Below are 14,773 nucleotides of genomic sequence, written 5' to 3' on the forward strand. Positions count from 1 at the left end.
AAATAACACTTTATCATGTATCATTACTTTTCTACAAAATTAAAGAAAAATTTGCCGATAAGTATAAAGATATTTTATATAATGAATTTTTTATTGAGGGTTTTAATATTACCTGAATTGTAAATATAAATGGGACAGTTTTTTAAAATAATTGTATTAAATCTATTGGTCTTTTATAAGATAGTGATTTTCTGGGTGTAGAATTAATTTGAAATGCTATAGTATTTAAATCTTTTTGTTTATATGAAGATAGATCTGTAGATTTTGGTAAATATCTTCTTAAAATACCATTATTATTTTCATTTAAACCTCTTTGACAAGGTTTACCAGGATCTGCAAAATAAATCTTAACATTAAAATTTTTTTCGATTAATTTTCATTTACTAAATTCTTTACCACGATCAAAAGTAATAGTTTTAACTGTTCCTTTTTGTAACTTTGAAATAAATTTTATTATACTTTTTGTAATATTTTCTGATTTATTATTTTTAGTTGCTAAAGGAATTGTGGTTTTTGATCATATATCAGCTAAAGTAATAATAGAACTTTTATGATCTTTACCAATGATAGTATCACCCTCTAAATGACCAAATTCTTCTATATTTTTAATATTAGGAATGATTAAATTTCTTTCATGAATAGACTTACAATTATTAATTCTGCCCCTAGTTTCTTTTTGTTTGTGAGGTTTATTTTTTCCTTTTCTCAATAAGTTATTTTCATCAAAACCCATTCGATTTGTTTTAAACATGTTATATAAAGTTTTTGTTGAAATACTTTTTATTTTATTTTCCTTTAAAAAATTAGCAATTATATCAAGAGCATAATTTTTAGTAATTAACAAATGATTAATAGTATTAATTTCTATTAAAGTTAAAATTATTAATTTTCTACCTGCATTTTGTTTATTTTTTTGAATTTTATTCAATATTTCTAATGGTAATAAGTTTTGATTTAATAATCTACAAACTCTATGTACAGTTGATTTACTATAATCAATGGCTTTTGCTATTTTACGAATCGAAAATCCATAACTTTTATATTCTTTTATTGCTATTATTGATTCAATAGTCAGATACTTATACATTGTGCTAATTCCTTTCTTTTCTTAATTATAGAATTAACACAATTTAATTTTTATATAAGTGTCCTTTTTAATTTTACAATTCAGGAAAAATTAAAAACTGCAAAAATAACTCCTAAACCAGGATCAAAAATATTTGCTTTTTCAACAAAAGTATCAGAAAGTTATACAGAAATCCCTTATTATAAGTTAAATATTTCATGATAGCATAATTAAATTAATATAAATCCCTAATTATTTAAATATAGATTCAGGAGATAAAGTTATGAGAAAAATAATTAGATTTTTTTTAAATTATATTTTTGTTAGTGCAACAACAATAAATGTTATTGCTTGTAGGTGAGGTTGTACTAATAATGATTATGATTTAGCTGATGAAAATGAGCAAGATATTTCCTTTAATTTTTCTGATTTACAAAATCAAATTAATACTACTAATCTTGGCAAAACTTATACAAATGTTAATTGGGATACATTAATTAATTCATCTACAATAAATGCTACTGAAAAAGCAGAGATAAAAGATAAATTAGTTCGATTTTATAATATATTTGCACAAATTTATGGTAAAAAAAATGTTCTTAAACTTTTATATCGAGTGGCTAAAATTAATAAAAATGGCTTATTTGGTTTTGTTAAATCTGGTTATGTTTATGATTCACAATTTCAAAATTATTCATTAGTTCAAGTTATGGCAATAAATCCAAATTCTCTTAGTAAAAGAACTCAATATTGGCAATATGTTAGTAGTTATAAAGCTTCAAAAAGTATTATTAGAACAATTGTTCATGAATATGGTCATGCTTTAGGTTCTTTTATTCGTTTAAATTTTCAAGGAAAACAAAGAATAAATTCACTTGCAGATAATGATCCTAAAAAATGATGAAATAATTATTTTAATTCATCTTATTTATTAAAAGATAATCTAGAAAAAGGAGAAATAACTTTTAATTATGTAGAAAAGTATGGATGACCAAAAATTATTCATCAATTTACACTTAAAATATTATTTTTAATTAAAAATTTGTTAAAAGTAACATTATTTAGTGTAAAAATTCTCTAAAAATAACACTTTATCATGTATCATTACTTTTCTACAAAATTAAAGGAAATAACTGATGAAACTAATTATATGATTTCATCATTAGCAAATGGTACAAAAATTAACGATCCAATTTATCAAAAACTTTTAGCATATGGTATTGTGAGAAGTGAATATGGCCGAGAATCACATCTTGATTTATTTGCCGAAGCCTTTGATCAGTGAATAGATACTGAAGAAAGTCAACGTAATATTGCATGAGAAAAATTAGATAAGGCAATGTTTAGTAATCTGTGTAACTTACAAAAATAACTATGTTTAATTAATTCTAGTAAATATAATTAAATGACTAGAAAGAGTGAGTTACAGATGGCTAAAAAACAAAATATTAATAATAATGATCCAATATCAAAAGCAGTAGATTTATTATTAGAAAATACTGGAGATTTAACAACAGTTTTTAAAGAAGGGGGTTTATATAAAGAATTAACAAAACGTTTAGTTGAAAAAATGTTGAATTCTGAAATGCAAAATTATTTAGGATATGAAAAAAATCAACATAGTAATACTGAAAATGCTCGTAATGGTACAAGTTCAAAAAAATTAATAACTCAACAAGGTAAAATTGAGATTGATGTACCAAGAGATCGCAATAGTGATTTTACTCCTGTAATAGTTGCAAAAAGACAGCGAAGATTTGATGGTTTTGATCAACAAGTGCTTTCACTATATGCAAAAGGTATGACTCTATCTGACATTAGAATGCAGTTACAAGAGTTATATCATGGTGCTGATATTAGTGAAAGTGTTATTAGTCAAATTACTGATGATGTTATTGATGATGTCAAAGCATGACAAAATCGACCATTAGAAAGCGTTTATCCGATTGTTTATTTTGATTGTATAGTAGTTAAAGTTCGACAAGATAAACGGATTATTAATAAATCAGTTTATATAGCATTAGGAGTTGATTTAGAAGGTAAAAAAGATGTTTTAGGCTTATGAATTAGTGAAAATGAAGGTGCTAAATTTTGATTAGCTAATTTCACAGAAATGAAAAATCGAGGCTTAAATGATATTTTGATTGCTTGTAGTGATAATTTAACAGGCATGTCAGAAGCAATACAAGCAGTTTATCCTAAAACAGAACATCAATTATGCATTGTTCATCAAATTCGAAATAGTTTAAAATATGTTTCATACAAACATCGAAAAACTCTAGTTACAGATTTAAAACCAATTTATAGTGCATGTAGTGAAGAACAAGCAATGCAAGCTTTAGAATCATTTGAAAGTAAATGAAATAAACAATATCCCCAAATTGCTAAATCTTGATATAAAAATTGAGAAAATTTGATGATTTTTATTAGTTATCCTGCAGAAATCAAAAGAGTAATTTATACAACAAATGCTATTGAATCTGTTAATAGTCAATTACGAAAAGTTATTAGAAACAAAAAAGCTTTTCCTAATGATATGTCAGTTTTTAAAATATTTTATTTAGCAATTGAAAATATAACAAAAAAATGAACATTGCCTATTCAAAATTGAAATACAGCAATTGCTCATTTTATGATAAAATTTGAAGACAGAATTAATCTGAACTAGTACTTTGTAAAACAAAGATACACAGATTTCTAAAAAGCCTCAACAAGTGCTTTCACTATATGCAAAAGGTATGACTCTATCTGACATTAGAATGCAGTTACAAGAGTTATATCATGGTGCTGATATTAGTGAAAGTGTTATTAGTCAAATTACTGATGATGTTATTGATGATGTCAAAGCATGACAAAATCGACCATTAGAAAGCGTTTATCCGATTGTTTATTTTGATTGTATAGTAGTTAAAGTTCGACAAGATAAACGGATTATTAATAAATCAGTTTATATAGCATTAGGAGTTGATTTAGAAGGTAAAAAAGATGTTTTAGGCTTATGAATTAGTGAAAATGAAGGTGCTAAATTTTGATTAGCTAATTTCACAGAAATGAAAAATCGAGGCTTAAATGATATTTTGATTGCTTGTAGTGATAATTTAACAGGCATGTCAGAAGCAATACAAGCAGTTTATCCTAAAACAGAACATCAATTATGCATTGTTCATCAAATTCGAAATAGTTTAAAATATGTTTCATACAAACATCGAAAAACTCTAGTTACAGATTTAAAACCAATTTATAGTGCATGTAGTGAAGAACAAGCAATGCAAGCTTTAGAATCATTTGAAAGTAAATGAAATAAACAATATCCCCAAATTGCTAAATCTTGATATAAAAATTGAGAAAATTTGATGATTTTTATTAGTTATCCTGCAGAAATCAAACGAGTAATTTATACAACAAATGCTATTGAATCTGTTAATAGTCAATTACGAAAAGTTATTAGAAACAAAAAAGCTTTTCCTAATGATATGTCAGTTTTTAAAATATTTTATTTAGCAATTGAAAATATAACAAAAAAATGAACATTGCCTATTCAAAATTGAAATATAGCAATTGCTCATTTTATGATAAAATTTGAAGACAGAATTAATCTGAACTAGTACTTTGTAAAACAAAGATACACAGATTTCTAAAAAGCCTCTTTTTAACGTTAATAACAGTATTTGCAACATACTGGAAGTTAGGATTATGAGTAACCATAATAATTGATGTTTTATATTCTCGATTAACATCCAATAAAATCTCTAACACCTTACGCCCCATTTCCTCATCAAGTGCTCCTGTTGGCTCATCACAAAATAAAATTGTTGGATTTTTTTTGCTAGTGCTCTACCAATCGATACTCTTTGTTGTTGTCCACCTGATAATTGACTTGGAAACTTATTCATATGTTCATACATTTCAATAACTTGAAAAATATCATCAATACTCATATTTTTATTTTTAGCAAGATTTTCACCAACTTCAGCATTTTCACGAGCAGTTAAGTTAGTTAATAAATTGTATTGTTGAAAAATAAAACCAACATTATCTCGTCTAAATTTAGTTAAATGACTATCTTTTAATAAAGATAAATTGTATCCCGCCACAAAAACATCACCAGTATTAGGTTTATCCAATCCCGAAATAATATTTAATAATGTTGTCTTACCACTTCCCGATGGTCCTAAGATAACAACAAAATCACCTAATTTAATTTTTAAATTAACTCCTTTTAATACTTCGTATTCTAAGTCTCCAGTTAAATAAGATTTTTTAACATCAAATAATTCCTTTAATTTTGTAGAAAAGTAATGATACATGATAAAGTGTTATTTTTAGAGAATTTTTACACTAAATAATGTTATTTTTAACAAATTTTTAATTAAAAATAATATTTTAAGTGTAAATTGATGAATAATTTTTGGTCATCCATACTTTTCTACATAATTAAAAAATAATTCAATAACATTAGTTTTAGTATCAGGAGTATTATTAGTCATTGATATAATTTTACCTGCTAAAATTTCTTTTGAATGAGTTTTTGTTAACTTTTTAATTGCTTTTTGATTATCTTTAAAAGCTTGCAATTTAGCTTTATTAGCTTCTATTTCTTCCTTTGATTCTGGTTTATCATGAGATTTATTTTTAATTATGTAGAAAAGTATGGATGACCAAAAATTATTCATCAATTTACACTTAAAATATTATTTTTAATTAAAAATTTGTTAAAAATAACATTATTTAGTGTAAAAATTCTCTAAAAATAACACTTTATCATGTATCATTACTTTTCTACAAAATTAAAGGATTTATGGGTTACTGGTGGTATTGTACCTTCATTTTTAGATACTGACTTCTTTGTAAAAGTAGATTCTAACTTATTTTTGGTTACTTGTTCACTTGAATTTTTAGTGTTTTTTTTATCCTTTTTCATGTTTTTATTCCTTTCTGCTTTTAATCAATTTCATTTAAAGTTTTAATTGGATTAATCTTCTTCATGGCATATCAATCAATAATAAAGGTTGTTGCATAAATATCAAAGACAATTAAACCAACTACAAGCGGTAATCATCAAACAAAGAATAATGGTAAAACCCATGTTGTATTAGCAGCTAAATAGTTAAGAATAAACTTAACAATTATTCATCCTACAGGAAAACCAATAACAAACATAACAGCAATCACTGGTAAATACATACCAATAACAATATTAGTTATTTTTGCATCACTATAACCAAGTGTTTTCATTGTTGCTATTGTTTTACGATTTTCATAAATTACTAAATTACTTGTTAATAAAATAATAAAGAACGAAATGATTAATGAAAAGATAATAAATGCAACCAATACTGTATCAACTAAAGCAGTAATTTGATTTAACAACTGATGATGGATATCTTGTGGCGTAATATTAACAGCACTACCTGCACCATAACCTTGATAAGTACCAGAACCATCAGTACCACCATTTAAACCAAAAGCACTGTAATCTCCATACATTTGCGAAGTTGAAAATGAATTAGTTATATCTGGTAATGATTGCGAATTTGAAAATTTAAAATTAAAGATTGGATTTTCATTTTCAAATACTTGATTAAGTTTAAAAATAACGGGATCATTTAATTGATTAAGAAAATCTTGATATTCATTAAATGATTTTAATTTACCAAAATCAACATCACAAGTTGTTTTTTTGTCTTCTCATTCTTTTTTAAATAATAAAAATAAAAATTCTTTTGTTTTATTAAATGATAAAACTTTATCAGCATTAGTTTTACTAATATAAGCATTAGGTTGACCATAACCATTATATATACCAACTACTTTATATGTTGGTGTTTTAGAACTTATCTTATCATTATAAGAATTAACAACCTTACCAGCAGCAACTTCTTTTAACATATTTGTAGCATTAATACCCATATTATCATAAGCGCCATCCTTTAACTCATCAACTTGTGTATAACCAGTTTGTTGTTTTAATAATGTTACATTATTAACATTTTTACTATCACCAACAATGTTATCAATATTAATTTTATCCAAATCAAAAGGTTTCAATTTATTATCATCTTTAAATTTCATAGTATTACCATTACTACTCATTTTAAATTCATCATTTATTTTTAAATTTAATTGTTTAGCAATCGTTTGATTAATAACAAGACTAATACTATCATCACTATTTTCTTGTTCTAAAAGTGGATTTAATGAAGAACCCCCAGCATCATATAATTGCATCATTGAAGGTTTGTCTAACTGTTGTTGATTTTGTAAACCAAAAACTTTCAATAAATACTTATTTTGTTTAAATAATTTTTCAGGAGTACCAATAAAGTAAGTTCCTAATTCATCAGTTTCTTTATCAAAAGGCACAACATTAAAAGCAACATTAAAAGGAGCATTGGGATCACTATAAGCTTTAGCAATATTTTGACGAATAAAATATGGACTTTTAGTATAAGCACCTTGTACTACAGTTTGTCCCATTCTATTATAAAATAAAGCACCAAATCAAATTCCAACTTTATTAATTCAACTATCACGCTCTTTGTCACTAATTTCAGATGCATTATTATTCAATAATTGTGTTTCATTAGTTAAATGTCACGGATATAATTTATCGCTAGTATCAAAACTTAAATTATCAATATCATTAATAAAAGTAGGACCCTCACTTGAGTCATTTTTGTAAGCAAGAATATTACTATTTGCTCAATCTTTGAATTTTGTAATATCTAAATCATTAGGATTAGTACTAATCTTACCAGTCTTCGAAATCGTACCACTAATATTCATTGCCACTGTTGTTCGATAGTTTTGATAAAATTTTCTAATAATATTATAAGTATTCTCACTATAAAAACTGTTAATATTAGTATTATTTAAAACTGTGTCATACATTGGTAATGCATTTGGTCAAGCCATTTGTACCATAATTCCAACAATCACAGAAGCATCTTTAATATCACTAGAATCTAATCCATTTAAAAAGTTTTTAGTAAGCATTTTACCATTTAAATACGTTAAACCAGTATATCCTAAATCCCTAATAGCACCACTGGGATTAGATTCATCTGACATTGGAGCATATGCTTCAGCATTAATATTATTTTCTAATAATTCTTTAACAAAAGTATCATTTAATGGCCCAGAATTATCAAAACGTGGTGGATATCAATATGTATCACCAGTAGTACTATCAACAGTAGAAGTATAAGTTCAATCATCTTTATTATTTGGATTATAAGTTTTATAAAAACTATATGGAGAATTATAAGTCGGAACGTCATATTCAACTAAGGAGTGATAATTCATACCAGTAAAAGAAAGTAATTTATTATCAGCCATAATTTTTGGTCCAATAATAGATGTTGTCATTAAGGTTGTTCCTAAAAACATAGTTAATGCTGCTGCTGCCATTTTTCCAATTGATGATGTAAATAGTGACAAACGGAATCTTGTTAAAAATCCACGATTAATACTTTTTGTTTTAATAATTCGACTAAAGCGAGAATTAATAGTAGCTGATTCGTTTTTAATTAAATCTATTGGTTTTTTAATAACTGTTAAAGCACTAATAACTCATGCAATAATTGATAAAAAACCAAATATTAAAATTAAACAATATATAAATCCTAAACCATTAAAAATAAAATGACCAAAATCTAGATTAAAATAGTTGGCAAATGTTTGAACTATAATTACTTGTAAACCACTTGCTGGTAAAAACACTAAAATAGTACCAATAAGTGCTGCTACCATTGGATAAGCTAAAGATGTAATTAAAATTTTAATATTACTATAACCTAATGATTTTAAAATTCCAATTTGTGTTCGTGAATTATCAATATTTTTATAAGTAATTAATATTACTGTAATTCCTGTAATAATTAAAACAATTAATAATAAACCAATTAATAAACTTTTAAATCCAATAATAGTTGCATTCAAAGTAGCAGTACGATTATTAAACGTATACTTATTATTTCCTAACTTATATACTAAAGCAGCATCAGAATCAATAGTATTAATATATTTATTTCTTAAACTTTGTGAAATTAATTTAATATCATTAATTTTACCTATTGTTGATTTTCCAACAAAATAAATTTCGCGATCATTATCAGAAGAAATTGTGATTTTTTCATTAGCTTTATCATATGATCAAATATAATTATTATCTTCTAACCTTTTGCTTAAACCAAATTGCATTGGATCAACGTATAATAAACCTTCACGAGTTTTATTTGGAATTGGTGTAGTTTGATCAATAATTGGGGTTGTGAAATCAGCAGATACACCATATCCAACAATTTTTAATCAATTATAACTACTATAAGCAGCATCATTTAAATCATATCCTGAAACTTTTAAACTACTTCCTAATTGATCTGATTGCACACGAATTGTATCATTAATATGCAAATTATTTTTTTGGGCAAATTCTTTATTAATAACTACCTGTTTTCAACTTGGAGTTTTATCTGGATTATTACTATCTCCTATTTGATAACCATCACTAATGATTAATTTATCAATACGAGCATCTTGATTATAAGTTAATATTTTTAAAATTCTAGGATTACTATTATTATCTAATTGCATAGTTCTGCCTTCAACACGATCTCATATAAATTCATTACCAGCATCATTTGCAATATTGTTAATATCAAAATCATTCTTTTCATCAACAGCAGTTGTTGATGTTGAGATTTTATTAGAAACAGTTTTTGGAGTAGTATTAGATAAATCAATAACAAAATCATGTAAATTAGATTTTGCAACTAATGTTGAATATTCATCAGAAATTCTTGCTAAACTTGTTTGCATTAATGAAAAAATAGTTGATGATAATAATACTAAAACAATTAAACCAACTAATTGAATTTTATTACGAAATGCTTGTTTAAACGCATTTTTAAAAAGCAAAAATGATTGTTTTTTCATATTCGTTCTTCCTTTCTTTTAAATTTTAAAACAAAAAAAGTTATTGAATTAAAGCCATTTTTCAACCATTAATTAAAGTTTTTAAATCTTGAATAGTTTTAGTAATAAGTAGTGTTAATTGGGCACTTAAAAAATAAGTTAAATTCTTCTTAAAAATAGCAATTAAAAGTTTTTTATTATTATCAGTAATAGAAACTTGGTGGTCAAAATTAGTAAACATTTGTTTTTTAAATTGCCATGTTAAAATGATAATTTTAGTTTTAGTATATGCTTTTACTGGAAATTGTTTATTAATAATATTGGGTAATGAAGAATTACTAAATAATGTTACTCAAGTTTTTTTAATTAAATTAAAAATTGTAAATAAATTATCACTAAACATTTTTCATGAAAAGAAACCTAATCAATAGTAAAAGAACACTAAAATTAGTACTGAAACAAAGTTATTTATTGATGGTAATGATATTTTAATCATAGTAAAATTAAATTGTAAAATAATAGCAACTATAATAATTGACAAAATAGTAAAACGCATCACTTTCATAATTTGATTATTATTACGACTTAAAAAACTAAAAAAAATAAATAAATGTAAAATCGAAATCAATAATAGCATTGGTAAACTTTCTAAATCTAAAAAATTAATATTAATTACCATTTCTTGAACTGGTAATAAAAATAAACAAAATTGTGCTAAAAATCATAAACTAAATTGAAGAATAATGATTTTTGTTTTATTAAATATTTTTTTATTATTAATACTATTTTTATGAAAATTAATAGTAATTAAAAAAGTTAATTTCATAATTAAAAGTAAAAAAAGAACTGATAAACCAAAAAAAATAAATAATTGTTCAAAATTATTAATACTATTAATTTTTAAAATATTACTACTACGTAACATTATATTCACCTTTAAATAAACTTTGCTATTATTATAATTATAAACTATTAAAATTAAATAATGCAATTATTTACTTTTAGATAGTGTTCAAATATTCAAAAAGAAAATGTTATGAAACTGCTGTATTAAATTCTTTAGTAATAATTTTGATAATGAATATCAATATTTACAACCTATGGATTCAAACTATATGTACTACCCCACTACTAATTATCAAACTACTACATCTACTACTAAAACAATAGCTGTTCAACAACCAACTAAAAATACATCAACAGTTTTTTCAAATAGAAAAATTATTTCAAAACCATTGAAAAAAAGATACAAGAAATTAATTTTAACAATATTACTATTTTTGAAGAAGAAAGTGAAAATCAAACTAAACATATATCTTTATAAATAAAAAGAGTTAATAAATATTTATTAACTCTTTTTATTTAATTTATAACTATCTTTAATTTTTTTAAAAACCATTGTTTTATAATCTTTGCTACGATAATCATCAAAAACAAATATACCTATAAAATGATAACCAATGCCTTTTGATTTTTCTTTTATTTTTACAAAAGTAACAAATTCTACTTTATATTTAATATATTTTTCACCCAATTGTTTTCTTTTTTCACTTGTACTAGTACTATTAAATTGATAAATAACATTTCAATCTTCTGACAAAAAATTTGCATATCCTGTTTTAATTACTTCTTCTTTTTCACTATTTGGACTAATCGTTAAAATCAAACAGACGGTTGTCAAAGGGCGCATCACTTTAATCCTTAGAACCTGTTTAGAATCTTTTCGAAAATAATGTAAAATGATTATATATTTTAAAATAAGAGGTATATATGCATAAAAATTATCCAAGTCATGTCACCAAAGAACAATTTGAGAACATAAAATCAATTTTAGAAAATAGCAAAAAGAAAACAAAACCAAGAAGTTTAGATTTATATGAAGTATTTTGTGCAATTTTATATGTATTAAAAAGTGGTTGTCAATGAAGAATGCTACCAAAAAATTTCTTTAATTTTTTAGAAAAGTAGTGATACATGATAAAGTGTTATTTTTAGAGAATTTTTAAACTAAATAATGTTACTTTTAACAAATTTTTAATTAAAAATAATATTTTAAGTGTAAATTGATGAATAATTTTTGGTCATCCATACTTTTCTACATAATTAAAAAAAAATTTTCCAAAATGACAAACTGTATATTATTATTTTCAAATTTGAAGTAAACCTGAATTGTAAAATTAAAAAGGACACTTATATAAAAATTAAATTGTGTTAATTCTATAATTAAGAAAAGAAAGGAATTAGCACAATGTATAAGTATCTGACTATTGAATCAATAATAGCAATAAAAGAATATAAAAGTTATGGATTTTCGATTCGTAAAATAGCAAAAGCCATTGATTATAGTAAATCAACTGTACATAGAGTTTGTAGATTATTAAATCAAAACTTATTACCATTAGAAATATTGAATAAAATTCAAAAAAATAAACAAAATGCAGGTAGAAAATTAATAATTTTAACTTTAATAGAAATTAATACTATTAATCATTTGTTAATTACTAAAAATTATGCTCTTGATATAATTGCTAATTTTTTAAAGGAAAATAAAATAAAAAGTATTTCAACAAAAACTTTATATAACATGTTTAAAACAAATCGAATGGGTTTTGATGAAAATAACTTATTGAGAAAAGGAAAAAATAAACCTCACAAACAAAAAGAAACTAGGGGCAGAATTAATAATTGTAAGTCTATTCATGAAAGAAATTTAATCATTCCTAATATTAAAAATATAGAAGAATTTGGTCATTTAGAGGGTGATACTATCATTGGTAAAGATCATAAAAGTTCTATTATTACTTTAGCTGATATATGATCAAAAACCACAATTCCTTTAGCAACTAAAAATAATAAATCAGAAAATATCTTTAATTTTGTAGAAAAGTAATGATACATGATAAAGTGTTATTTTTAGAGAATTTTTACACTAAATAATGTTACTTTTAACAAATTTTTAATTAAAAATAATATTTTAAGTGTAAATTGATGAATAATTTTTGGTCATCCATACTTTTCTACAAAATTAAAAGAAAATATTACAAAAAGTATAATAAAATTTATTTCAAAGTTACAAAAAGGAACAGTTAAAACTATTACTTTTGATCGTGGTAAAGAATTTAGTAAATGAAAATTAATCGAAAAAAATTGTAATGTTAAGATTTATTTTGCAGATCCTGGTAAACCTTGTCAAAGAGGTTTAAATGAAAATAATAATGGTATTTTAAGAAGATATTTACCAAAATCTACAGATCTATCTTCATATAAACAAAAAGATTTAAATACTATAGCATTTCAAATTAATTCTACACTCAGAAAATCACTATCTTATAAAAGACCAATAGATTTAATACAATTATTTTAAAAAACTGTCCCATTTATATTTACAATTCAGGATTATAAAAGTATAGATGGTAATGAATAATGATTTTTTTTAGAAAAAGTACTTATTTATTAGGAAGTAGTTCAATTTTTCTTTTTTTAGGACTCTTATTAGTTTTAAAAATTATTAATATTCCTCATGTTTATGCTGTTAATGGTCAAACTATTTTTATAAGTGAGACAAGATATGAAAATAAGGGACACTTTGCTTATTTATTAGATTTTAAAAGAGAAGAATGTTTAAAGTTTAATAGTTTTAATCAAATTACTATTTTTTTCTCTATTAATAAATGTTATTTAACAATTTTTTTTCCAAAATGAAATGATAATAATCAACTTTTAATTGAAGAAAACATTAATTCTAATACATATTTAAATCAAATGGTATTAATAATTATTGGTAAAGAAAGTTTGTTAACATTTATTTGAAATAATATTACAACATAAATGTAAAATTGATATAATTTAATCAAAAAGAAGTTAGGTAGATAAATGCCAGCAAAAATTAATATTGTAAATATTTACAATGATCATAACTATGACATTAAAAATTTTAATATTTTATCAGAAAATATTTTAAATGCAGTAGCTATTAAGTTAAAACAGAAAATTACATGGTGTATTGCTGTTATTTTTAATGACGAACAGACTAGTATTGAATTAAATAAAATGTATCGTCATAAAGATTATGTCCCTGATGTTTTATCATTTGGAAATAATGATGATGATTTTCCAAATATTAATATTGATATTAGAGATTTAGGTGATGTTTATATTTGTTATTCAAAGGCAGTAGCGCAAGCACAAGAATATGGCCATAGTTTAATTAGAGAATTATCATTTCTTTTTATTCATGGATTACTTCATACATTAGGATATGATCATCAAAATAGCGTAGAAGAAAAGGTTATGTTTGATTTACAAGATGAAATTTTAAATATTCTTGGTATTACTAGAAAATAAGGAGTGTTATAATGGAACAAGATATAGATTTATTAGTATTATTGAAAAAAGCAAAAGCAATACAAAAAAATGCTTATGCTCCTTATTCTTTATTTAGAGTTGCTGCAATAGTAATTTTGAAAAATAGTAAAGAAGTGTTAGGAGTAAATGTTGAAAATGCTGCATACTCAGTAGGGATTTGTGCTGAAAGAGCAGCTTTGTCACAAGTTATTGCTCAAGGTTATAAAAAAGAAGATATTATTAGTCTATTTTTAATTACTGATAGTGAAACGGTTGGTTCTCCTTGTGGTATGTGTCGTCAATTTATGATTGAAATTATGCCAGAAACATGCCCTGTTTATATTAGTAATAAAAATGAAAATAATGATACTAAAACAATTTGTAAAATATTAGTAAAAGACTTATTACCTTTAGCGTTTAAACCAAGTTCATTGAAAGGGAATTAAT

The 14,773-nt window shown here is 23.8% G+C and carries 12 protein-coding genes and 5 pseudogenes; 10 read left to right on the forward strand and 7 right to left on the reverse strand.

Annotation, left to right across the window (positions count from 1 at the left end):
* Window positions 1-142: 142 nt before the first annotated feature.
* Window positions 143-1,087: an IS30 family transposase gene (locus AAHH39_RS07035; protein ID WP_342217522.1), complete on the reverse strand. Its 945-nt coding sequence runs from the start codon at window positions 1,085-1,087 to the stop codon at window positions 143-145.
* A gap of 262 nt (window positions 1,088-1,349) precedes the next feature.
* Between AAHH39_RS07035 and AAHH39_RS07040 the strand changes: the two genes are divergently transcribed.
* The 4 genes and pseudogenes from AAHH39_RS07040 to AAHH39_RS07055 form a co-directional block, all read left to right on the forward strand.
* The gene (locus AAHH39_RS07040; RefSeq protein WP_342217523.1) at window positions 1,350-2,147 is read left to right on the forward strand and encodes a hypothetical protein; all 798 of its coding nucleotides are present in this window, start codon (window positions 1,350-1,352) and stop codon (window positions 2,145-2,147) included.
* A gap of 15 nt (window positions 2,148-2,162) precedes the next feature.
* The gene (locus AAHH39_RS07045) at window positions 2,163-2,438 is read left to right on the forward strand and encodes a hypothetical protein (protein WP_342217524.1); all 276 of its coding nucleotides are present in this window, start codon (window positions 2,163-2,165) and stop codon (window positions 2,436-2,438) included.
* 57 nt (window positions 2,439-2,495) lie between these two features.
* Entirely contained in the window at window positions 2,496-3,734 is a 1,239-nt protein-coding gene (locus AAHH39_RS07050; protein WP_342219335.1) for an IS256 family transposase, read from the forward strand.
* A gap of 43 nt (window positions 3,735-3,777) precedes the next feature.
* A pseudogene (locus AAHH39_RS07055) lies at window positions 3,778-4,671 on the forward strand (IS256 family transposase); the annotation flags it as partial.
* Here the strand turns inward: AAHH39_RS07055 and AAHH39_RS07065 are convergent.
* The 6 genes and pseudogenes from AAHH39_RS07065 to AAHH39_RS07090 form a co-directional block, all read right to left on the reverse strand.
* Window positions 4,658-5,343 (reverse strand): annotated as a pseudogene (locus AAHH39_RS07065) (ABC transporter ATP-binding protein); the annotation flags it as partial. The pseudogenes AAHH39_RS07055 and AAHH39_RS07065 sit on opposite strands and share 14 nt — an antisense overlap.
* 45 nt (window positions 5,344-5,388) lie before the next feature.
* Complete coding sequence (locus tag AAHH39_RS07070; RefSeq protein ID WP_342217528.1) at window positions 5,389-5,739, reverse strand: hypothetical protein; 351 nt, start codon at window positions 5,737-5,739, stop codon at window positions 5,389-5,391.
* Window positions 5,740-5,837: 98 nt separating this feature from the next.
* Window positions 5,838-5,987: a hypothetical protein gene (locus tag AAHH39_RS07075; RefSeq protein ID WP_342217529.1), complete on the reverse strand. Its 150-nt coding sequence runs from the start codon at window positions 5,985-5,987 to the stop codon at window positions 5,838-5,840.
* Between the two features lie 20 nt (window positions 5,988-6,007).
* A complete protein-coding gene (locus tag AAHH39_RS07080) occupies window positions 6,008-10,003 on the reverse strand; it encodes an ABC transporter permease (RefSeq protein ID WP_342217530.1) in 3,996 nt (1,331 codons plus the stop codon).
* A 40-nt stretch (window positions 10,004-10,043) separates the two neighbouring features.
* Window positions 10,044-10,907: a hypothetical protein gene (locus AAHH39_RS07085; RefSeq protein WP_342217531.1), complete on the reverse strand. Its 864-nt coding sequence runs from the start codon at window positions 10,905-10,907 to the stop codon at window positions 10,044-10,046.
* A 423-nt stretch (window positions 10,908-11,330) separates the two neighbouring features.
* A complete protein-coding gene (locus tag AAHH39_RS07090) occupies window positions 11,331-11,672 on the reverse strand; it encodes a hypothetical protein (protein WP_342217532.1) in 342 nt (113 codons plus the stop codon).
* 80 nt (window positions 11,673-11,752) lie between these two features.
* Here AAHH39_RS07090 and AAHH39_RS07095 point away from each other — a divergent pair.
* The 6 genes and pseudogenes from AAHH39_RS07095 to cdd all read left to right on the forward strand — a co-directional run.
* Window positions 11,753-11,929, forward strand: a pseudogene (locus tag AAHH39_RS07095) (transposase); the annotation flags it as partial.
* Between the two features lie 301 nt (window positions 11,930-12,230).
* Window positions 12,231-12,842: pseudogene (locus AAHH39_RS07100) on the forward strand (IS30 family transposase); the annotation flags it as partial.
* 171 nt (window positions 12,843-13,013) lie between these two features.
* Window positions 13,014-13,346: pseudogene (locus AAHH39_RS13385) on the forward strand (IS30 family transposase); the annotation flags it as partial.
* Window positions 13,347-13,405: 59 nt separating this feature from the next.
* Window positions 13,406-13,810: a hypothetical protein gene (locus tag AAHH39_RS07105; RefSeq protein ID WP_342217534.1), complete on the forward strand. Its 405-nt coding sequence runs from the start codon at window positions 13,406-13,408 to the stop codon at window positions 13,808-13,810.
* Between the two features lie 45 nt (window positions 13,811-13,855).
* Window positions 13,856-14,326, forward strand: a complete 471-nt coding sequence (ybeY, locus tag AAHH39_RS07110) for an rRNA maturation RNase YbeY (RefSeq protein WP_174480613.1) — start codon at window positions 13,856-13,858, stop codon at window positions 14,324-14,326.
* An 11-nt stretch (window positions 14,327-14,337) separates the two neighbouring features.
* A complete protein-coding gene (gene cdd, locus AAHH39_RS07115; protein WP_342217535.1) occupies window positions 14,338-14,772 on the forward strand; it encodes a cytidine deaminase in 435 nt (144 codons plus the stop codon).
* The last annotated feature ends 1 nt before the right edge of the window (window position 14,773 follow it).

This window comes from Spiroplasma endosymbiont of Amphimallon solstitiale (assembly GCF_964030965.1).
In the GTDB taxonomy this organism is placed as follows: Bacteria; Bacillota_I; Bacilli_A; order Mycoplasmatales; family VBWQ01; genus Spiroplasma_E.